Annotated in this window: 19 protein-coding genes; 6 read left to right on the forward strand and 13 right to left on the reverse strand. The window is 63.9% G+C overall.

Features of this window, described 5'->3' with window-relative positions; translation table 11 throughout:
• Positions 1-51 precede the first annotated feature (51 nt).
• The 6 genes from NKI54_RS01455 (at position 52) to NKI54_RS01480 (ending at position 6,436) form a co-directional block, all read left to right on the forward strand.
• Entirely contained in the window at positions 52-969 is a 918-nt protein-coding gene (locus NKI54_RS01455; RefSeq protein ID WP_502898191.1) for an ABC transporter permease, read from the forward strand.
• Positions 966-1,757 carry an ABC transporter permease gene (locus NKI54_RS01460; protein ID WP_352690462.1) on the forward strand — a complete coding sequence of 264 codons (792 nt, stop codon included), beginning with the start codon at positions 966-968 and terminating at the stop codon, positions 1,755-1,757. The genes NKI54_RS01455 and NKI54_RS01460 overlap by 4 nt, the downstream gene beginning before the upstream one ends.
• Before the next feature lie 23 nt (positions 1,758-1,780).
• Positions 1,781-2,845: an ABC transporter ATP-binding protein gene (locus tag NKI54_RS01465; protein ID WP_352690465.1), complete on the forward strand. Its 1,065-nt coding sequence runs from the start codon at positions 1,781-1,783 to the stop codon at positions 2,843-2,845.
• A gap of 183 nt (positions 2,846-3,028) precedes the next feature.
• Entirely contained in the window at positions 3,029-4,579 is a 1,551-nt protein-coding gene (locus tag NKI54_RS01470; protein WP_352620344.1) for a cation:proton antiporter, read from the forward strand.
• Positions 4,580-4,668: 89 nt separating this feature from the next.
• Positions 4,669-5,583, forward strand: a complete 915-nt coding sequence (locus NKI54_RS01475; protein WP_352690468.1) for an endonuclease/exonuclease/phosphatase family protein — start codon at positions 4,669-4,671, stop codon at positions 5,581-5,583.
• Positions 5,584-5,590: 7 nt separating this feature from the next.
• The gene (locus NKI54_RS01480) at positions 5,591-6,436 is read left to right on the forward strand and encodes an EamA family transporter (protein WP_023675361.1); all 846 of its coding nucleotides are present in this window, start codon (positions 5,591-5,593) and stop codon (positions 6,434-6,436) included.
• Here the strand turns inward: NKI54_RS01480 and NKI54_RS01485 are convergent, their stop codons facing one another.
• The 13 genes from NKI54_RS01485 to NKI54_RS01545 all read right to left on the reverse strand — a co-directional run bounded on the left by NKI54_RS01485 (position 6,437) and on the right by NKI54_RS01545 (position 21,116).
• The gene (locus NKI54_RS01485) at positions 6,437-6,745 is read right to left on the reverse strand and encodes a Dabb family protein (RefSeq protein WP_352690471.1); all 309 of its coding nucleotides are present in this window, start codon (positions 6,743-6,745) and stop codon (positions 6,437-6,439) included.
• Positions 6,746-6,755: 10 nt separating this feature from the next.
• Positions 6,756-8,384: a GMC family oxidoreductase gene (locus tag NKI54_RS01490; RefSeq protein WP_352690474.1), complete on the reverse strand. Its 1,629-nt coding sequence runs from the start codon at positions 8,382-8,384 to the stop codon at positions 6,756-6,758.
• Positions 8,385-8,396: 12 nt separating this feature from the next.
• Positions 8,397-9,158 carry a 3-ketoacyl-ACP reductase gene (locus tag NKI54_RS01495; RefSeq protein WP_352690477.1) on the reverse strand — a complete coding sequence of 254 codons (762 nt, stop codon included), beginning with the start codon at positions 9,156-9,158 and terminating at the stop codon, positions 8,397-8,399.
• A complete protein-coding gene (locus NKI54_RS01500; RefSeq protein WP_352690480.1) occupies positions 9,155-10,669 on the reverse strand; it encodes a GMC oxidoreductase in 1,515 nt (504 codons plus the stop codon). Before NKI54_RS01500 ends, NKI54_RS01495 begins: the two co-directional genes overlap by 4 nt.
• A 5-nt stretch (positions 10,670-10,674) precedes the next feature.
• Entirely contained in the window at positions 10,675-11,790 is a 1,116-nt protein-coding gene (locus tag NKI54_RS01505) for an ABC transporter ATP-binding protein (RefSeq protein ID WP_352690483.1), read from the reverse strand.
• A gap of 4 nt (positions 11,791-11,794) precedes the next feature.
• The gene (locus tag NKI54_RS01510; RefSeq protein ID WP_023675367.1) at positions 11,795-12,739 is read right to left on the reverse strand and encodes a carbohydrate ABC transporter permease; all 945 of its coding nucleotides are present in this window, start codon (positions 12,737-12,739) and stop codon (positions 11,795-11,797) included.
• Complete coding sequence (locus tag NKI54_RS01515) at positions 12,736-13,695, reverse strand: carbohydrate ABC transporter permease (protein WP_023675368.1); 960 nt, start codon at positions 13,693-13,695, stop codon at positions 12,736-12,738. The genes NKI54_RS01510 and NKI54_RS01515 overlap by 4 nt, the downstream gene beginning before the upstream one ends.
• 145 nt (positions 13,696-13,840) lie before the next feature.
• Positions 13,841-15,094 carry an ABC transporter substrate-binding protein gene (locus NKI54_RS01520; RefSeq protein ID WP_031194023.1) on the reverse strand — a complete coding sequence of 418 codons (1,254 nt, stop codon included), beginning with the start codon at positions 15,092-15,094 and terminating at the stop codon, positions 13,841-13,843.
• Between the two features lie 59 nt (positions 15,095-15,153).
• Complete coding sequence (locus NKI54_RS01525; RefSeq protein ID WP_352576140.1) at positions 15,154-16,665, reverse strand: aldehyde dehydrogenase family protein; 1,512 nt, start codon at positions 16,663-16,665, stop codon at positions 15,154-15,156.
• A gap of 15 nt (positions 16,666-16,680) precedes the next feature.
• Entirely contained in the window at positions 16,681-17,457 is a 777-nt protein-coding gene (locus tag NKI54_RS01530) for an enoyl-CoA hydratase/isomerase family protein (RefSeq protein WP_352568158.1), read from the reverse strand.
• Complete coding sequence (locus NKI54_RS01535; RefSeq protein WP_352568157.1) at positions 17,450-19,051, reverse strand: acyl CoA:acetate/3-ketoacid CoA transferase; 1,602 nt, start codon at positions 19,049-19,051, stop codon at positions 17,450-17,452. Before NKI54_RS01535 ends, NKI54_RS01530 begins: the two co-directional genes overlap by 8 nt.
• Positions 19,048-20,064 carry a Gfo/Idh/MocA family protein gene (locus tag NKI54_RS01540; protein ID WP_352568156.1) on the reverse strand — a complete coding sequence of 339 codons (1,017 nt, stop codon included), beginning with the start codon at positions 20,062-20,064 and terminating at the stop codon, positions 19,048-19,050. The genes NKI54_RS01535 and NKI54_RS01540 overlap by 4 nt, the downstream gene beginning before the upstream one ends.
• Complete coding sequence (locus NKI54_RS01545; RefSeq protein ID WP_352454053.1) at positions 20,061-21,116, reverse strand: LacI family DNA-binding transcriptional regulator; 1,056 nt, start codon at positions 21,114-21,116, stop codon at positions 20,061-20,063. The genes NKI54_RS01540 and NKI54_RS01545 overlap by 4 nt, the downstream gene beginning before the upstream one ends.
• Positions 21,117-21,172 lie beyond the last annotated feature (56 nt).

Here is a 21,172-nt window from a genome sequence, read left to right on the forward strand (position 1 = left end):
CCACCGGGCGGTCGCGAGGCCGCCCGGCTCTCTAGCAGACGGTAGCCGGCCATGGCCGATCTCTCGCTTTCAAATCAGGCATCTGCCACCAAGCCGGCGCCACCGAAGGAGGCGACCGCCTTCCGTTTGCCGACGCAATGGATAGGAGTGGCGCCGTTCTTCATCTTCGCCCTGATGTTCCTGATCCTGCCCACGCTCTATCTCGTCGTGGGGGCTTTCCAAGGCAGCGAAGGCCAGTTCACGCTAGACAACATCTTGCAGCTGGTCAGCGATCCTTCGATCAGCAATTCCTACTGGTCTTCGATCAAGATCAGTTTCTGGTCGGCCATCATCGGGGCGTTTGCTGGGCTCGCAATAGCGATCGCGATAGTGCGCGGCGGACTTCCAAGCTGGACGCGCTCCGCGACCCTGACCTTTTCGGGCGTCGCCTCGAATTTCGCCGGCTTGCCGCTCGCCTTCGCATTCTTGGCTACGCTCGGCCGTGTCGGCATCGTCACAACGCTTCTGCGTGACGTCCTCAATATCAACATCTATGCGATGGGCTTCAACTTCCTCACCACATCGGGGTTGATTGCGGTCTATCTGTTCTTCCAGATACCTCTGATGGTGGTCATCATCGTGCCGGCCATTGACGGCTTGAAGAAGGAATGGGGAGAGGCCGCCGCCACACTCGGCGCCACTCAGTCGCAGTATTGGCGCATGGTGGTCATCCCTGTGATATGGCCGAGCTTCCTCGGCACGGTCATCTTGTTGTTCGCCAACGCTTTCGGCGCCATCGCGACTGCTTATGCGTTCGCCGGTCCGACGCTTAATATCGTTCCCATTAAGCTCTACTCGCAGATGAATGGCGACGTGTTGCACAACCCACAACTCGCTTATGCCATAGCCTTCGGCATGATCGTTATCACCGGCCTTGCGAATGTCTTCTACATTTGGTTTCGGACTCGCTCCGAAAGGTGGCTCAAATGAAGTCGGGTAAGTTCTGGGCCTGGGTCTTATTCATTGTCGGGGCCGCCTATTTCTTCATTCCGCTGATTGCGACGGTGGAATTCTCGCTGCGCATGCGGCGCGGCGTTCATTCATTCGACGCCTATCAGGTCGTGCTGGGCGACGCGCGCTTCCAGTCAACCTTCCTGTTTTCGGTCATCGCGGCCGTCTGCACCATCATTCTCGGCGTGCTGATCGTGGTGCCGGCGGCGTACTGGATCCGGTTGCGTCTGCCGCAGTTGCGGCCAATCGTCGAATTCATCACCCTATTGCCGCTGGTCATTCCGGCCATCGTCATCGTTTTCGGCTATATCAGGATGTACGGTTCGAATTCGCCATTGCCGTTCCTGGGTAGCAATTGGGGTGCGAACGCGTTGCTGGTCATTGGCTATACGACGCTGGCTCTGCCTTATATGTATCGGGCCGTTGACACCGGCCTGCGCACCATCGATGTGCGCACGCTGACCGAAGCCGCGCAAATTCTGGGCGCCGGCTGGGGCACGATCATTGGCCGCGTGATCCTGCCCAACGTGCTGATCGCAGTGCTGTCCGGTGCCTTCCTGACTTTCGCCATCGTCATTGGTGAATTCACCATGGCCAGCCTGCTCAGCCGCCCGGCTTTCGGCCCTTATCTGCAGAACATCGGTGCCAACCGCGCCTATGAACCCGCCGCCCTTGCGGTGATCGCCTTCGCCATTACCTGGGGCTGCATGTCGCTGATCCAGATCCTGTCGCGCTTCGCGCCGCGATCGGCGAACAGCCCGAACTGATCGACAAGCCGAAAGAAAAAGCCATGGCCGAGCCATTCCTCTCAATCCAGCAGGTGCGAAAATCCTTCGGCGCCGCCACGGTGGTGCAGGATTTCAATCTCGACGTCGAGCCGGGCGAATTCGTCTCGTTCCTTGGCCCGTCGGGCTGCGGCAAGACGACGGTGCTGCGCATGGTCGCCGGCTTCGAGGAGCCAAGCGCCGGCAAGGTCGTCGTGGCTGGCAAGGACATCACCCGGCTGAAACCCAATCAGCGCAATATCGGCATGGTGTTCCAGGCCTATGCGCTGTTTCCGAACCTCACGGTGGCACAGAATATCGGGTTCGGGCTGAAGGTCGCCGGTATGCCAAAGGCCGATGCCGACAGGCGCATTGCCGAAATGCTCGACATCATCAAGCTGCCGCAGATGGGCGACCGCTATCCCTATCAGCTCTCCGGCGGTCAGCAGCAGCGCATCGCGCTGGCGCGGGCGATTGCGCCCAAGCCGAAACTGCTGCTGCTCGACGAGCCGCTGTCGGCGCTCGACGCCAAGGTGCGCGTGTCGCTGCGCGAGGAAATCCGTTCGATCCAGAAGAAGCTCGGCATCACCACCATCTTCGTCACCCACGACCAGGAAGAGGCGCTGTCGATCTCCGACCGCATCGCCGTCATGTATGGCGGCAAGGCCGAGCAGGTCGGCACGCCGTTCGAGATCTACAACCGGCCGGCAACCAAATTCGTCGCCAATTTCGTCGGCACGCTGAACGTGCTCGAAGGCACGGTCACCGACGCCGCTTCGGGCAAGGTGCGCGTCAACTCGCAAGAGGTCTCGCTCAAGGGCAAGCTCAACGGCTCGAAGTCCGGCGACACGCTGTCGCTGGCGCTGCGGCCCGAGGCGATCTCGCTCGGCCGACACCCCGGCCGCGATTCCAGCCTTTCGGGCGAAATCGCCGAGGTGCATTTCCTCGGCTCGGTCATCCGGGTTCGCGTCGGCATCGGCGGCAGCACGGTCTCGCTCGACACGTTCAACAGTCCGGCCACACCGCCGCCGGCCGTCGGCGAAAAGGCCGAGATTTCGTTCTCGTCGGGCGACATGCTGGTGCTGCATTAGGAGAAGAGTGAATGGTGAATAGTGAATAGTGAATAGTGAATAGTAAGAATGCGCTTTACGCGCCGAAATTCCTCTGCAAGCAACCATTCACCATTCACCATTCACCATTCACCATTCACCAGCAGCCAAAGCCGTCGCCGTTTTTGCAGTGCCAATCGCCCGGCTTCACCGCTACGATAAGGCATGGCGCTTTTTGAACTCACCCTTGTCCTGCTTCTCATCGCGGTCGCCCTGACCGCGCTGTCGCGGCGTCTGCAGATTCCCTATCCGTCATTGCTGGCGCTGGCCGGCGCCGGCATCGCCTTCCTGCCGTTTGCCCCGACCATCGAGATCGACCCAGAGCTGGCGCTCGCTCTGTTCATCGCGCCGGTTCTGCTCGACGCGGCCTATGACACGTCGCTGCGCGATCTCAACCGCTACAAGGTTTCGCTCATCCTGCTGGCGCTTGGCGCCGTCATCTTCACCACCGTGACGGTCGCGCTGGTCGGCTGGACGATGGCAGGCCTGCCCATTGCCGCGGCCATAGCGCTCGGCGCGATCGTAGCGCCGCCCGATGCGGTGGCGGCGGCGGCCGTGCTCGGACAGTTCAAGGTGCCGCACCGCATCACCGCCATCCTGGAAGGCGAGAGCCTGCTCAACGACGCCACGGCGCTGCTGATCTACAGGATGTCGGTTTCCGCAGCCGCCGGCTCCATCCTGTTGAGCAGTGCCGTTCCAATGATCCTGCTGTCGACGGTCGGCAGCCTTGCCGCAGGCTATGTGCTCGGCCGGTTGTCTCTCGCCATACTCGGCCGCATCGACGACCCGGCGAGCGGCACCGTGGTGCAATTCGCCTCAACCTTCGGCGTCTGGATCCTGGCCGACAGGATAGGGCTTTCTGCCATCATCACGATCGTCGTCTATGCCATGACGATCGCACGTACATCGCCGCGCCGCATGCCGGCAAGGAATCGTGTCAGCTCCTACTCGGTCTGGGAGACGGCGGTGTTCGTGCTCAACGTGCTGGCCTTCGTTCTGATGGGCCTGCAAGCGCGGTCGATCGTCGGTCGACTTGCCGAGCAAGGGCAAAGCGAGGCGTTCGTCTTTGCCCTGGCTGTGCTGGCCGTCGTCATCGTATCACGGCTCGTCTGGGTGCTGGGCTGCGGCGCGATCCTCAGAGCGCTGGCACGTCTGGGCGACGAGGACAGGCGGAAGGACGCACCGACATTCCGCGGCGGCGTGCTCATCGGCTGGTGCGGCATGCGCGGCCTGGTGACGCTTGCGGCAGCCTTCGCCTTGCCGGCCGACTTTCCCGGCCGTGATCCGATCGTGCTCGCCGCTTTCACGGTCGTGCTCGGCACATTGGTGCTGCAAGGCGTCAGCCTGAAACCGTTGCTGCTTCTGCTCAATCTCGACCTCGACCGGACGGTCGACCGGGAGGTGGCGCAGGCGCGCGTCGCCATCATGCAGGCGGCGCTGGACGTGCTCAGCGGCAAGACATCGAGCGCGGCCGGGGCGGTGCGAGAGCAATATGCCGCCCAGCGCGCCATCGCCGAAAACCCGGAGGATGCCCAGGCGGCGACCGAGTATGACAGATTGCGTCTTTACGCCATCAAGAGCCAGCGGGATGCGCTGGAGCGTTTGCGCATCGACGGAACGATCGGCGACGAAGCCTACCACCGCCTTGAGGAAGAAATCGACTGGTCGGAACTGGCAGCATCCCCGCCCGGTCGGTTCCAGCCGCTGACCACTTAGCATCTGGCCCAAGCTCCCTCCGCCCGGCTGCACATTGCAAGGCTGTCAGCGAACGGCTACTGCCAGCAGGAAACTGAGCCGGATAAGCAATGAAGCTGGTCAGCTATAACATCCAGTACGGCTTCGGCAGCGATGGCCGCTACGACCTGGCGCGTTGTGCCAAGGTCGTGGCCGGCGCCGACATCGTCGCCTTGCAGGAGGTGGAACGGCACTGGTTGCGCAGCAACGAGGACGACCAGCCGGAACTTCTTTCGCAATTGCTGCCCGACTATCATTGGGTCTACGGGCCGGCCTTCGACATGGATGCCAGCCACCGGCGTGAAGGCCGCATCGTCAACCGGCGGCGGCAATTCGGCACCATGGTTCTGTCTAAGCTTCCGATCGTCTGGTCGCGGCTGCATACGCTGCCGCTCAGGCGCACGCTGCGGCCGCTCAACACCCGCAATGCCGCACTCGAATGCATGATCCGCACCCCTGCCGGTCCGGTGCGGGTGCTGTCGTTGCATCTGGCGCATATCGCGGCCGAGGAGCGGCTGGAGCAGATCGACTATTTGCTGGCCGAGCATCGCCGCGCGCCGTCCGAGGGCGGCCCATGGAGCGGCGCCGACGACGAGCCGGCGCGCAACTGGAGCAATGGCGAACAGGAGCCAGAAAACCCCGTAGCGGCGATCTGGTTGGGCGACTTCAACATGGAGCCGGATAGCGCCGAGTACCGGCGCATTGTCGGCAGCGCGCCCTATCATCGCGGTGCCGCCTATCTCGACGGTTTTGTCGATGCCGCCGCCGTCGCAATGGAACCGACAGCGGATTTCCACACCCATGTGAAGACTATCGATGGCAGGCTGGCAAAGCGCCGGCTCGACCATTGCTTCGTCGGCGGCATGTTTGCCGGGCGCGTGCGCTCGGTCAGCGCCGATATCGACCAAATCGCTTCCGACCATTTTCCGCTCTGGGTCGATATCGACCTGGAGACGCCGATCGTCATCGGGACGGGCGGCGGATGAACCGCCGATGAGCCTGTTTGTCTTTTTCGCGGTGCTCGCCGCCGCTTCCATGCATGCGATCTGGAACGCGCTGGTCAAGGTCCATCTCGACCGTTTCCTGTCGATCACACTGATGACGCTCGGCATGGGTGCCGCTGCGCTGGTGACGTTGCCTTTCGTCGAGGTGCCGAAGCCGGAAGTGTGGCCATACATCCTCGCCTCGGTTGTCTTCCACATGGGCTACAGGACGTTCCTGATCGGCGCCTACAAGGCCGGCGATTTCGCCCAGACCTATCCGCTGGCGCGCGGCACCGCGCCATTGCTGGCCGCTTTGGGGGGCGTTGTGGTGGTTGCCGAGATGCCGGCGCCGCTCGCCATTCTCGGCATCCTCTTGTTGTCGGCGGGCACGCTGGTGCTGTCGTTTCGCGGCGGCGCGCATCTGGAGAAATTGAACCTGCGCGCCGTCGGCTTCGCGCTGGGCACATCGATCTTCATCGCCAGCTACACGCTGTCGGACGGCAGCGGCGCGCGGCTGGCCGCCACCGCGTCGAGTTATGCCGCCTGGCTGTTCGTCTGCGATGCGCTGTGGGCGCTGGTGCTATGCGTCGTCTTTCGCGGCCCACAGGCGCTGCCGGTGCTGGCGCGCGACTGGAAGGCCGGAATCTACACCGGCGTGCTCAGCGGCGGCGCCTACTGGATCGTGATGTGGGCGATGACCAAGGCGCCGATCGCCTCGGTGGCGTCGCTGCGCGAAACATCGATCCTGTTCGCCATGATGATCTCGGTGTTCGCGCTCGGCGAGAAGATGACGGCATGGCGAGGTGCCGCGGTGCTTAGCATCGTTGCCGGCGTCGTTGCGCTGAGAATGGGATAGTCACGCGATCTCCAGGTCAAACACCATCAGCCCGTCGGTGCCTTCGAGCGCCGCGACCAGTTTTGCGCCGGCTCGCTGATGCGCTTCATGCTCCAGATAGGCATCGCGTGCCGCAGCGTCGCGAAAGTCGATGGTGAAGCCGTGCGTGAAGCCGCGGGCGAAGGGTTCCGGGCTGGTATTGGCGCTGAATTCGACCCTGCCCATGCCGTCGATCACCGCCCGCAACGCTTCGAGATCGGCATGGATTGCCGCGCGCTCGGCGTCGGCGACATCGTTGCGAAATCTGACGAAGACACAGTGCCTGATCATTCTTTGTCCCTCATGCCGCTTGGTTGGTGGAAAACACCGCCGGCGGCAGCGGCTCGCGGCCAAGGATCAGATCGGCGCCTTTTTCGCCAACCATGATCGTCGGGGCATTGGTGTTGGAGGAGGGGATGCGCGGCATCACCGAGGCGTCGCAGACGCGCAGGCCCTCGATACCGCGCAGCCTGAGATCTGGCGTCACCACGCTCATTGCATCGTAGCCCATGCGGCAGGTGCCGACCGGGTGGTGGTCGGTCTTGGAACTGAGGCAGGCGTAGTCGAACAGCTCGTCGCCGCTCTGCAGGTCGGGTCCCGGCAATATCTCGCGCAGCACATAGGGCTGCAGCGCCTTCTGCCGCATGATCTCGCGCGCCAGCCTCAGCCCCTTGATCGACATGTCGCGGTCATAGGGATCGGACCAATAGTTCGGATCGATCAGCGGGCGGTCGGCCGGGTCGGCACTGTTCAGCCGCACGGTGCCGCGCGAGCGCGGGCGCAGGAAGGCCGAGTTCAATGTCACGCCCGGATTGTTCAGCTTCTCGACGCCGGCCTCGATGCCGGAGCCGAGGCCGAGATGCAACTGGATGTCGGGAGAGGCGGCGGTTGGATCGGCGTACCAGAAGCCGCCAGTCTCAAACAGGCTGGAAGCCACCGGGCCTTTCTTCAGGAGCAGATACTGCAGGCCGGCCCAAGCCGTCCAGTGCAGCTTGGCGTAGTTGTCGTAGGTGTGATCGCCGGTGCATTCGGCGATGACGAACAGGTCGAGATGATCCTGCAGGTTGGAGCCGACGCCGGGCAAATCGTGCACCGGTGTCACGCCGATCGTCTTCAGATGGTCGGCCGGGCCGATGCCCGACTGCATCAGAAGCTTCGGCGAGCCGATGGCGCCGGACGAGACGATCACCTCGCGCTCGGCGCGCAGGATCGTTGGCTGGCCGCCCGGCCTGTCGACGATCTCGACGCCCACGGCGCGGCCCTTGTCGACGACGATGCGTGTCACCAGAACGCCGGTCCTGATGGTGAGATTCTTGCGCTCGCGGATCGGCCTGAGATAGGCGACCGAGGCGGAGGAGCGCTTCGCGTCCTTCTGCGTCAGCTGATAGTAACCGACGCCCTCCTGGGCTACCCCGTTGAAGTCGGGATTGAAGGGGATGCCCATCTCTTGTCCGGCACGGAAATAGGCCTCGCAGATCGGCAATGGTGCAATCGGGTTCGACACGCCGAGCGGGCCCTGGTCGCCGTGAAAATCGTTGGCGTAACGCTGGTTGTTCTCGGCGCGCTTGAAGTAGGGCAACACATCGCGATAGCCCCAGCCGGCAAGGCCTTCTTCCTTCTCCCAGGCGTCGTAGTCGCGGGCGTTGCCGCGCGTGTAGATCTGGGCATTGATCGAAGAGCCGCCACCGATCACCTTGGCCTGCGTGTATCGGAAGACACGGTCCTGCATGTGCTTTTGCGGCACCGTCGACCAGCCCCAGGCGGCGATGCCCTTGGTCATCTTGGCAAAACCGGCCGGCATGTGGATCAGCGGATGCCAGTCCTTGCCGCCGGCTTCGAGCAGCAGCACCTGATGCGACGGACCTTCGCTCAGCCGGTTGGCGAGTACGCAGCCGGCCGGGCCGGCGCCGACGATTATGTAGTCCGTCATGGCGTCACCTGTTCATAGCCTCGGCACCGACAGCGCGCCATCGACATTGATGACCGAGCCGGTCGAAAAGCCGAACTTGCCACCGGCGAGTGCTGCCACGGCGGCACCGATATCTTCGCTCTCGCCCCAGCGCATCGCCGGCACCAGCCCGCCGTCGATCAGCCCGTCATATTTGGCGGTCACACCCGCGGTCATGTCGGTGCGGATGATGCCTGGCCGCACCTCGAACACGGCGATGTTTTCGGTGGCAAGCCGCAGCGCCAGGTTCTTCACCCACATCGAAAGCCCAGCCTTGGAGATGCAGTAATCGGAACGTTCCGGCGAGGCCATGGCGGCGCTGACCGAGGTGATGGTGATGATCGATCTCGCACCATCGCTTGGCAGGCCGAGCATCGCTTTGGCGACGGCCTGGCTGAGGAATACGGTGCCGCGCAGATTGATGCCGAGCACCCGGTCGAAATTTTCGGGCTTGAGCTCGAGCAGATCGCCGCGCAGGACGGCACCGATGCCGGCATTGTTGACCAGGCAGTCGATGCGACCGAAGGCGCTTGTCGCGGCATCGATCAGCGCTGCATGGCCGTCGAGGTCGGCGATGTCGCTGCTGGCATAGGCGAACTTCGCGCCGCGCCCTGTGATGTCGGCGGCGAGCCCGTCGGCGGCTTCGTCGGCAAGGTCTGAGAGGAGGATGTCGAAGCCTGCGTCGGCCAGCGCCTCGGCGCAAGCAAGGCCGATCCCGCGCGCGCCGCCGGTGACGATCGCTGCCGGGCGGCTCATGTTGCAAGCTCCGTCTTGCGGATATGATCGGCGACGCGCAGCGCCTGTGCGGCGATCGACAGCGCCGGATTGACGGCGGCCGAATTCGGCAGGAAGCCGGCATCGACGACGAACAAATTGCTGTGGTCGAAGGAGCGGCAGAACGGGTCGAGCGGCGAGGTCGCTGGATCGTTGCCCATCTTCACCGTGCCGCATTGGTGCGAGGGCGTGCGCTTGTCGAACGGCCGCGACAGGACGATCGGATAGCCGCAGGCGCGGAAATTCTCGCGCATCACCTTGGTCAGTCCGTCGAGCGACTGCATGTTGGAGCGCCGCCACTGCATGACGATGTCCTTGCCGTCGACCATGATGCGGCTCTCGGGATCGGGCAGGTCCTCGCACATCAGATACCAGTCGACGGCGTGGCCGGCCATGAAATCAAGCGCGAATTTGGGCGCGCGCCTGACATTGGCCTTGAGGATGTTGCCGTCGATCTTGCCGAGGAGCTGGACATTGCCGAGCGGCTTGCCGCCCTTGCCGTCGGACAGATAATAATCGTTCAGCATCAGCGTCTTCTGGTAGACGGATTTGTTCCGGCGGCGTGGATCGATCGCCAGCATGGCGCTCGAATTGTGATTCATGAAGTTGCGGCCGACCTGGTCGGAGCGGTTGGCCAGGCCTTTGCCACCGCCTCTGCCCTGAGGGGTGGGCGAGCGCAGCAGGATGGCGGCGGAATTGACTGCGCCGGCCGATAGGATGACCAGCTTCGGCGCGACTTTCTTCAGCGTACCGTTCTGTCGATAATGGACGGCGATGATCGTCCTCGCATCCGGCGATGCCTCGAGATATTCGACATGGGCGCCGGTCTCGAGCTTGATCTTCTGGTCGGCAAGGGCGGCGGCCAGCGGTCCCGTTTGGGCGTCGACCTTGCCGACGCCGGTGTTGGGAAAAGCGTCCCACGGCGTGCTGCCGTCTTTCAGCCAGGCTTCGATGTCGACGCCGAGCGGCAGCGATGCCGGGTGCAGGCCCAGGCTCTTCAACTCGGCGCGGGCACGCGCGATTGGCGGCTCGTCGGGCACCGGCCCGAAAGGGTAGGGCATCGAGTGGAACGGCTCGGTCGGGTCTTCGCCGAGTGCACCGCGCACGCGGAAAAGCTGCTCGGCCCTGGAATACCAGGGTTCGAATTCCTCATAGGAAAACGGCCAGGCCGGCGAGATGCCGCCATAGTGCTCCATCTCCGAAAAGTCTTCCCTGCGGTAGCGGATCAGCACCGCGCCGTAGAATTTCGAATTGCCGCCGACATAGTAGTAATTGCCCGGGTTGAAAGGCGCTCCGCCGGCCTCGAGCCACATCTCCTTCGGCCTATAGTGGCCATCGACGAAGATTGCGCGGGTGTCGCGTGTGTGCGGCGTTGCTGGCAGTGGTTCGCCGCGCTCCAGCATCAGGATCGAGGCGCCACCGCCGGCAAGGCCAGAGGCGATCGTGGCGCCACCTATGCCGGAGCCGATGATGACGATGTCGGGATTTGTCATGGCGGTCAGACGATGCGTTTCTCGGTCGCCGGATCGAAGAACACCGCCTTGGTCAGGTTGAAGGCGAGCGGCGTGACCGTGCCGGGCTGGATTTTGGCATCGGCGCGCAGCCGCGCCACCACCGCCTTGCCGCCGAGATTGGTGACCGCGAACGTATCCGAGCCGGCCGGCTCGATGACCTCGATGTGACAGTCGGCGCGGGCGATGTTCGAGGCGTTGCGTTCGGCACCCTCGGGATCGGTCAGTGCTTCCGGGCGGACGCCGAAGATGATCGGTTTTCCCTGGAATGCCGACAGGCCGGCCGGCGCATTGCCCAGCGGCAGCGAGATCGGCTGGCGCGCCTCGCGCTCCATGACGACGGAGAAGCTGCTGCCGTTGCTGCCGATCGTCGCCGGGATCAGGTTCATCGCCGGCGAGCCCATGAAGTCGGCAACAAACAGGTTGACCGGATTGTTATAGATTTCGGCTGGCGTGCCGAACTGCTGCACCTCGCCGTCGCGCATCACCGCGATCTTGGTGGCCAGCGTCATCGCCTCGATCTGGTCGTGGGTGACGTAGACGATGGTGGTGCCGGTGGTGGCGTGCAGGCGCTTGATCTCGATGCGCATGTCGACACGCAGCTTGGCATCGAGATTGGACAAAGGCTCGTCGAACAGGAACAGCTTTGGATCGCGCACCAGCGCCCGGCCCATGGCGACGCGCTGGCGCTGGCCGCCGGAGAGCTGGCTTGGCTTGCGCTTCAGCAAATGGCCGATCTGCAAGACCTTCGCCACCTTGTCGATCGCCTTCTGGCGCTCGCCGGCCGGCACGCCGCGCATCTCCATGCCGAAGGCGATATTGCCGGCAACCGTCATGTTCGGATAGAGCGCGTAGCTCTGGAAGACCATGGCGATGTCGCGCTTGGAGGGGTGGAGATCGTTGATCGTGCGTCCGTCGACGCGGATTTCCCCTTCGGTTATGGTTTCCAGGCCGGCAATAGTGTTGAGCAGCGTGGACTTGCCGCAACCGGAAGGCCCGACCAGCACGAGGAAGCCGCCCTTTTCCAGGTCGAGGTCGATGCCTTTTAGGATCTCGACCGCTCCGAAACGCTTCTTCAGCCCGTCAATTTCCAGAAAAGCCATGCGATTATCCTTTGACGGCGCCGGCCATCAGGCCGCGCACGAAATAGCGGCCGGCGAGCACGTAGACGAGGAGCGTCGGCAGCGCGGCGATCATCGCCGCCGCCATGTTGACGTTGTATTCGACGACGCCGGTCGAGGTGTTGACGACATTGTTCAGCGCCACCGTCATCGGCATCACGTCGCCTGAGCCGGCATAGGCGGAAGCGAAGAGGAAGTCGTTCCAGATGTTGGTGAACTGGTAGATCACCGTCACCACGATGATCGGCAGCGAGTTGGGCAGCATGATGCGCCGGAAGATCTGGAAGAAGCTGGCGCCGTCGATCTGCGCCGCCTTCACCAGCTCGTTCGGAAACGCTTCGTAATAATTGCGGAAGAACAGGGTGGTGAAGCCGATGCCGTAGACGACGTGAACGAACACCAGGTTCACGGTCGGATTGCCGAAGCCGAAGGTGAGGCCGGTCGCGTTCTGCAGCTTGACGCCGAACCGGCCGAGGCTGCCGAGGATCGTTGCCATCGGCAAGAGGACGGACTGGAACGGAATGAAGCAGGCAAACAGCATCAGCCCGAACACCAGCGTCGCCCCGCGAAAGCGCCATTTCGTCAGCACATAGCCGTTGAGCGCGCCGAGCAGGGTCGAGATGATGACGGCCGGAACCACCATCTTGATCGAGTTCCAGAAATAACCCTTCATGCCGACGCAGGTGAGACCCGAGCAAACCTCGCTCCACGCCCTTATCCAAGGTGCGAAGGTCGGCTCCTGCGGCAGCGCCAGCATGTTGCCGTTCTGGATTTCGTCCATGGTCTTGAACGAGGTCACCAGCATGACGAACAGCGGCATCAGATAGAACAGCGCGAACAGCGCCAGCAGCCCGTAGATGACAATACGGTTGACCGTCCTGGCGCTGATACCGCCAGTGCTCTGGCGAGCAGGAGTGGCCACGGCGCTCATCGCGGCTTCTCCCGAAGCTCGGAATAGAGATAGGGAACGATGATCGCGGTGATGGTCATCAGCATGATCACGGCGCTGGCCGAGCCGACGGCCATCTCGTTGCGCTTGAAGGTGTACTCATACATGAAGTTGGACGGCAGCCAGGCCGAACCGCCCGGCCCGCCGCTGGTCAGCGCGACCACCAGATCGTAGGATTTGATGGCGAGATGCGCGAGGACGATCAAGGCGGACAGGAAGATCGGCCGCAGCAGCGGGATGACGATGCGACGGTAGAGCTGGAAGGTGGTGGCGCCGTCGATCTGCGCCGCCTTCAGGATCTCGCCGTCGATGCCGCGCAGGCCGGCCAGGAACATCGCCATGATGAAGCCCGACGCCTGCCAGACGCCGGCGATGACCACTGTGTAGATGACGAAATCCTTGTTCTTGATCCAGTCGAAATGGAAGCTCGTCCAGCCCCATTGGTGCAGCGTCTGCTCGAGGCCGAGGCCGGGGTCCAGAAACCATTTCCAGGCAACGCCGGTGACGATGAACGACAGTGCCATCGGGTAGAGGTAGATCGGCCGCAGCACACCTTCGCCGCGGATCTTCTGGTCGAGCAGGATCGCCAGGAACAGGCCGAGCGCCAGGCAGATGGAAATATAGAGGAAGCCGAAAATCCCCATATTGGTGATCGACGTGTACCAGGAGGACGGCGGATCGCTTTCGAAAGTCCAGCGCCATAGCCGCTGATAGGCGCGTGGCCCGGTGATCGCATAGGAGGGAAAGGTCTTGGAATTGGTGAAGGACAGATAGATCGTCCACAGGATGAAGCCGTAGACGAAGACGATAGTGGCGGCGAAGCTCGGCGCCAGCACGAGCTTCGGCAGCGCGTCCTGAAGGCGCGAGCGCACCGTGGCGCCCGGACGGGCATCGTGCTCCGGCGTCAGCGTGATACTGGTTTCAGCAACTGTGCTCATCTGTCCATTCCGTATGGCGGGTCCGGAATTCTGCTGTCTCGGGCTCTGCGGCACGAAAAGCGTGCCGGTCGGCGCAACCGCAAAACCTCGCCGCAGGGGATCTCCCCGGCTTGCGCCGGGGAGATCATTCACATGGGCGGGTGCCTTACTTGGCGTCTTCGATCGCGCTGACCAGTTGGGTCACGGCCTCGTCCGAGGTCTTGATCTGGCCGTGCACGAATTTCGAGACGACATCCTTGTAGGCGTTGGCAACCGCGGGAGGCGCGCCATAGCCCTGCGCCAGCGAACCGAACAGCGTGCCGCCTTCATTGGCGGCCTTCAGGTCGGCCATGCCCTTCTTGCCGCAAGCGTCGAAATCGGTGTCCGGCACGTCGGTGCGGGCCGGAACAGAGCCCTTGACGACGTTGAAGGCCGACTGGAAGCTCTTCGACAGCGTGGCGGTGGCCAGGGCGATCTGGGCGGCCTTGCGGTCCTCCGGAACGTTGAACATGCCGAACATGTCGGAGTTGTAGACGACGCTGCCGTCGGTGCCCGGGAAGCGGTAGCACAGGAAGTCGGTGCCCGGGACCTTCTTGGCGGCGTTGAATTCGCCCTTGGCCCAGTCACCCATCACCTGCACCAGCGCATCGCCCTTGATGACCATGGCGGTGGCGAGGTTCCAGTCCCGGCCCGAGAAGTTCGGGTCGACATAGGTGACGAGCTTGGCGAGATTGTCGAACGACTTCTTCATCGTGTCGGACTTCAGCGACTCCTCGTCGAGGTCGTTGAAGGCCTTCTTGTAGAACTCAGGCCCGCCGGTCGACAGCACGACTGAGTCGAACATTGTCGCTTCCTGCCAGTTCTGGCCGCCCAGCGCGAGCGGGATGACGCCCGCCGCCTTGGCTTTGTCCAGCAACGCAATGAAGTCGTCGAAGGTCTTGGGCTCGGTGCCGCCGATCTTGTCCATCACCGCCTTGTTGATCCATAGCCAGTTGACCGAGTGGACGTTGACCGGAGCCGCGACCCACTTGCCATCATAGACGGAGAATTTCTGCAGGGCCGCGGGAACGGACTTGTCCCAGCCTTCCTTTATCGCCGTCTCGGTCAGGTCGCCCATAACGCCGGCTGCGGCGTAATCGAGCACGGTATAGCCAAGCATCTGCGAGGCGGTCGGGTAGTTGCCCGCTGCCACCATCGCCTTCAGCGCGGTCATGGCAGCGTCGCCGCCGCCGCCGGCCACCGGCACGTCCTTCCAGGCAAAGCCTTCCTTGGCCAGATCCTGCTTGAGCACGTTCAGAGCGGCAGCTTCGCCGCCCGACGTCCACCAATGCAGCATCTGGACTTCCTTGACGTCCTCGGCATGGGCCGCGAACGCAACGCCCGATGCGAGAGCCGTCCCGATAAGCAGTTTGCGCAACATGTACTTCCTCCCTTGTTGAACTTACACGACCGGCGGATGCCCACCGGGTTCTTCCCAACTCAGCCGACCCACCATCCGGTGCGCTGGCCGCGATGAAACTGGATTGTCTTTTCCTCGGTATAATCCTCGACGGCGCGCTTGCCGAGTTCGCGTCCGAGACCGGACTGCTTGTAGCCGCCGAAAGGCAGCTCGGGGTAACCCTCCATGAACGTGTTCACCCAAACGGTTCCCGAACGCACATTCCGCGCCACCGACATGCAGGTATCGATGCTGGCGCTCCACACGCCCGCCGACAGACCATAGGGCGTGTTGTTGGCGATGTGCAACGCCCTTTCAATCGATTCAAAAGTCAGCACCGAGAGCACCGGACCGAACACTTCCTCGCGTGCAATGGCCATGTCTTCGGTGACATCGCGAACGATGGTCGGATCAAGATACTGGCCGGCGCTCGAAGCAAGCTGATTGCCGCCGCTACAGATCCGGCCGCCGCCGTTTTCCGCTGCCGTCACGTAGCCGGTGACCTTGGCCATATGGTCGGCGGAGATCATCGCGCCGACCTTGGTGCGGTCGTCGAGCGGGTCGCCGACAACCACCTTGGCGGTGAGGGCTTTGACGGCGCCGAGGAACTCGTCGGCGATCGCCTCATGGACGATCAGCCGGCTGCCGGCATTGCAGCATTCGCCGGCATTGAAGAAGCCGCCGAACACCGCCGCGTCGGCGGCGGCCTCGAGGTCGGCATCGGGAAAGACGATCTGGCCGTTCTTGCCGCCGAGCTCCATCGCGACTTTCTTCAGCGAGTTGGCGGCAGACGCCATGGTCATCTTGCCGACGCGGGTGGAGCCGGTGAACGACACCATCTCGACCAGCGGATGGCTGACCATCGGTGCGCCGACATCGGCGCCCAACCCGGCAAGGATGTTGACGACGCCGTCCGGCAAGCCGGCCTGCATCAGTATCTCGCCGAGCACGAAAGTCGAGGCCGAGGTCATCTCGCTCGGCTTGACCACCGCCGTGCAGCCGGCGGCGAGCGCGAAGGGTAGTTTCTGGCTGACGATAAGGAACGGGAAATTCCACGGCGTGATGATGGAAACGACGCCGATCGGTTCGCGCAGCACGACGCCGAGCATGGCGTCGCCGAGATTGGCGTAGCTTTCGCCGTGAAGCGTGCGGGCAAGTGCCGCGGCATAGCGCCAGATATCGACGGCGCCGCCGATCTCGCCGCGCGCCTGCGCAATCGGCTTGCCGGATTCCAGTGCGTCGAGCCGGGCAATCTCGTCCAGCCGCGCCTCGATCAGGTCAGCAGCTTTGAGCAGGATCGCGGCGCGTTCGGCTGCCTTCATGCGCGGCCACGGGCCGGTCTCGAAGGCCTTGTGCGCGGCCTGAACCGCCGCCTCTACGTCCGCCGCGCCGGCCTGTGCATAGCGCGAGACGGTGAAGCCGTGGCCGGGGCTGCTGCGCTCCAGCGTGCGGCCGTCCTGGGCGTCGATGAACCTGCCGCCGATCAGCAGCCGGTACCTTTTCGGCGCTGCGGCTGCCTCGGCGGGCATGGCGATGTTGAGGGGTGCGTTCATGTGATTTCCAGGTTCCTAAGATCTTGAGAACGCCGGCTTCTGCTTGGTCTTGAAAGCCTCGACGCCGGTCCTGAGATCGCTTGTCAGCGCGATGAAGCCGCTGGCCAGCGCTTCGGTCGCGGCAGCACTCTCTTCGCCCTCGGCGATTGTAATCATCAGCTTGGCGGCTTCGGTCGCGAGCGGGCCGCGCTCGGCGATCTTGCCGGCCCAGGCCTTGGCTTCGGCGAACGCCTTACCGGTCTCGACCACCCGGTCGACAATCCCCAGAGCAAGAGCCTCGGTAGCCAGAAACACTTCGCCGCCGAGCGCCATCCGCCGCACTGCCTGCGCACCGAAGCGGCGCACGGCGCGCTGGGTGCCGGACCAGCCGGGAACGACGCCGATCGAGGTTTCGGGGAACCCCAACTTCACCTGCGTTTCCGCCACGCGAAAGTCGCAAGCCGCCGCCAGTTCCAGCCCGCCGCCCAGCGCATGGCCGGCAAGAACGGCGATCGTCGGCTGCCGCAGCCGCGCCAGCCGGTCGAAGACGCGGTGGCCGTAGCGCACCCATTGCACCTGGAAATCGGCAGCGCTCATTTCTGCCCAAGCCTCGACGTCGCCGCCGGCGCAAAAGCCCTTGCCTTCGCCGCAGACCAGCACGACGCGGACGCCGGTTGCTGTCTCGGCCTCGTCGAGTGCCGCTTCCAGCGCCCGCAGCATCGGAATATCGAGCGCGTTGAATTTCTCCGGCCGGCGCAGCGTGACAATGCCGATGGCGCCGTCGGTTTCAAAGGTTACCAGACGCTCAGCCATGTGCGGCTCCAAGCGACACGCCGCCATTGAGCGATAGGCCGATCGGCCGGTCCCGGTAGAGCGCATCCGGCGTCACTTTCAGGTCGTTGGCGACGGCGAGCGGGATCTCGGCCTGCGCCAGCACATCGCGCTCGAGGTCGATGCCCGGCGCCAACTCGGTCACCATCAGCCCCGCAGGCGTCAGCTTCATCACGCAGCGCTCGGTGACATAGGTGATATCCTGTCCCTGCGCGACGGCACGCTTGCCCGAGAAGGAGATATGCTCGACCTCGCCGACGACTTTCTTGACCTTGCCCTCCTGGTCGATGCGGATGCCGCCACCGGCAAGCGACAGCTTGGCGCCGGCATTGAAGAAACCGGAAAAGACGATCTTCTTCGCCCGCGCGGTGATGTCGACGAAGCCGCCGGCGCCGGCGGTGACATGCGGCCGCGCCGAAAGCTTCGAAACATTGACCGAGCCGTGCCGGTCGATCTGCAGGAAGGACAGCAGGGAGGCGTCGAAGCCGCCGGCCTGGAAATAGATGAACTGGTGCGGCGAAGGCATGAAGGCGTCGGCGTTCGACGAGCAGCCGAACTTGAAATCGAGCAGCGGCACGCCGCCGACCGCGCCCTGTTCGATGACCCAGGTGACCTTGCCGTGCTGGCCTTCCTCGAGCAGGATGCGCGGCACATTGGCCGAGATGCCGAAGCCGATATTGACCGCCATGCCGTCGGCAAGCTCCATGGCGACGCGGCGCGCAATGACCTTCTGGACGTTCATCTCGGCGTTGCGAAAGCTCGACAGCGGCCGGAAGATCTCGCCGGAGATGGCCGGATCGTAAGGCGTCAGCGTCGTCTGCAACTGGTCGGGCGCCACCACGATATGGTCGACCAGCACGCCGGGCACGCGCACATCGTGCGGCTTCAGCGTGCCGTTCGCGACGACGCGCTTGACCTGCGCGATGACGATGCCGCCATTGTTGCGGGCGGCCAGCGCCTGTTCGAGGCCGCCGAGATAGGCACCCTCATGCTCATAGGTAAGGTTGCCGCGCTCGTCCGCCGTGGTGGCGCGGATGATCGCGACCTGCGGTACGATCGAGCGGAAATAGAGCCATTCCTCGCCGTCGAACTGCTGCACCGAAACGATCGGCTCGCTGGCGGCAGCATTCATGGCGCAACCCTGATGGCGCGGGTCGGCAAAGGTATCGAGCCCGACCTTGGTCAGCACGCCGGGGCGCTTGGCCGCGGCCTCGCGATGCATGTCGAACAGGATGCCGGACGGCACGTTATAGGCGGCGACCGAATTGTCGCCGATCATCTTCCAGATCTGCGGCGGTTCCGACGATGACGGCCCGGACGGATAGGAGCCGCACAAAGTGCGCTTCAACAGGCCGGGCTTGGCTAGATGGTCGATGCCCTTGATGCCGTACATGTCACCGGCGGCGATCGGATGCAGCGTCGTGATGTCCCTGGGATGGCCTTCCGCGTCGAAGCGCTCGCCGACGGCAGCCAGCACCGCATCCGGACAGCCGAGGCCGCTCGACGATGACACGGAAACGACCATGCCATCCCTGATCAGGCCGGCAGCTTCAGCCGCTGAAACGAGCTTGCTCACGCGGCGCTCCCGAGCTTCGGGTCGATGGCAACGGCGTTTCCGGACCTGGCCGATTGCAATGCCGCCTCGGCTGATGTCAGCGACCAGACGCCGTCCTCGCCGGTGGCGGACGGCTGGCCGTCGCCACGGATCGCTGCGTGGAATTCGCGCAGCGAACGGGCATAGAGGTCTTCGCGGTCGAAGCTCAATTCCTCCTCGCCCTGTGCCGTGCGAAGCAAGACCGAGCCGACCGGCTTCTGCGTCATCACATTTTTGGCGATCAGCGAGCCTTCGCTGCCATGCACCTCGAAGCCGGTGCCGGCGAATTTTGTCGTGAAGCCCTCATGCGATTGGGCGATGACGCCCGATGCGAAGCGCCAGAGGCACATGGCGCCGTCTTCCAGTCCGCCGGCGGCCATGCCGGCCGACTGCGTGAATGCCGAGATCTCGACGGGATCGTCGCCGAGCACGAAGCGCAGCGTGTCGGCATCGTGGACGGTGATGTCGAGCACCACGCCGCCGCCGGCGTCCGGCCTGGTGATGCGCCAGCCCTGCAGGTTTTCCGGCAGATAGACGGAGTGGAAGACGCGCGCGGCGATCAGCCTGCCGATGCGGCCGGCAGCGATCGCTTCGCGCATCGCCCGATGCGAGCCGGCATTGCGCAGATGGTGATTGGTGCCGAGCACGACGCCGGCGGCCCTGGCCGCCGCGACCATCTTGCGCGCGTCGGCGCTGGTCAGCGCCAGCGGCTTTTCGCACAGCACATGCTTTCCCGCCTCGATGGCGGCGAGTGCCTGTTCGAGATGCAATTCGTTAGTGGTCGAGATGTAGACGGCGTCGATATCGGATTTGAGCAGGGCGTCGAGCGTCGAGACCGCCGCCGGAATGCGGTTTTCACTGGCGTAAGTGGCGGCGCGCTCCGGGCTGGAGCTCATCACCGCGGCGATCTCGCCGTCCTTCTGCGCGCGGATGGCGCCGATCATGAACTGTCTTGCGATCGTGCTGGCGCCGATCAGCCCCCAACTGACGGTCATGCCGCGTCTCCCATTCCTGCACAGCCATGCTCGTTGCGATCGGGGCCGCAGCTTTCCCTGACCACGAGGTTGACGGCGCCGATATGATCCTCGGCGCGCGTGGTGCGCGATTGGATCATCTTCAGCACGACATGGGCGGCGCGCTCGCCGAGGCCGGCGGTGTTCACCGCGACGCTGGTCAGCGCCGGCATATAGTGCTCGGCCTCGGCGACGTCGTCGAAGCCGACGACGGCAAAGTCCGCGCCGGGTTCCAGGCCGCGCTTGCGCAGCGCCAGCAAGACGCCGAAGGCGACCGCATCGTTGAAGCAAAGGGCCGCGGTCGGCGGCGCGGCCATGGCAAGTGCGGTTTCCAGGCAGGCAATACCGCCCTTGCGGCTGGTTTCGCCCTCGAAGACCAGCCTGTCGGCCGGTTCGATGCCGAGCGCTTCACAGGCCTCGCGAAAGCCGCCCAGGCGCTCGTGATAGACGACAAGGTCGGACGAGCCGCCGAAGAAGGCCAGCCGGCGATGGCCCTTGCCGATCAGATGGGCGGTGGCGAGATAGGCGCCGCGATGATTGTCGGGCGTGATCACCGGGATACGGCTTTCGGGAAGCCGGCGCATGACGAAGACGACCGGAACGCCTGCGGTCTCAAGGCGACGGAACGCGCCAGGCGTGGTGCCGCGCGCCGGCGACACGACGAGCCCGGCGACACCCTGCTCCATCAACGATTTCAGAACCTCTTCCTGGCGCACCGGGTTTTCAGCCGTATTGGCGATGAAAGGCACGACGCCGGCCGACTGGAAGACGCGCTCCATGCCGACCGCGAGCTCGGCGAAAAACGGATTGGTGAGATCGTTGATGACCATGCCGATGACGTTGGAATGGGCCTTGCGCAGATTGGCGGCGCCGCGGTTGTAGACATAGCCGACGTCCTCGATCGCCTTGCGCACCTTGAGCGCGGTTTCGGGCCGGATCAGCCCGCTGCCTTGCAGCACCAGCGATACCGTCGATTTGGACACGCCCGCCTCACGGGCTATGTCGAGTATCGTTGCCTTGGCCCGGCTGGCCATCCAGATCTGTCCTCCCGGTGGTTTCTTGTGCGATTTTATTGGAACGATCTAATCCC

Source organism: Mesorhizobium sp. M0663 (genome assembly GCF_040320585.1).
GTDB lineage: Bacteria > Pseudomonadota > Alphaproteobacteria > Rhizobiales > Rhizobiaceae > Mesorhizobium.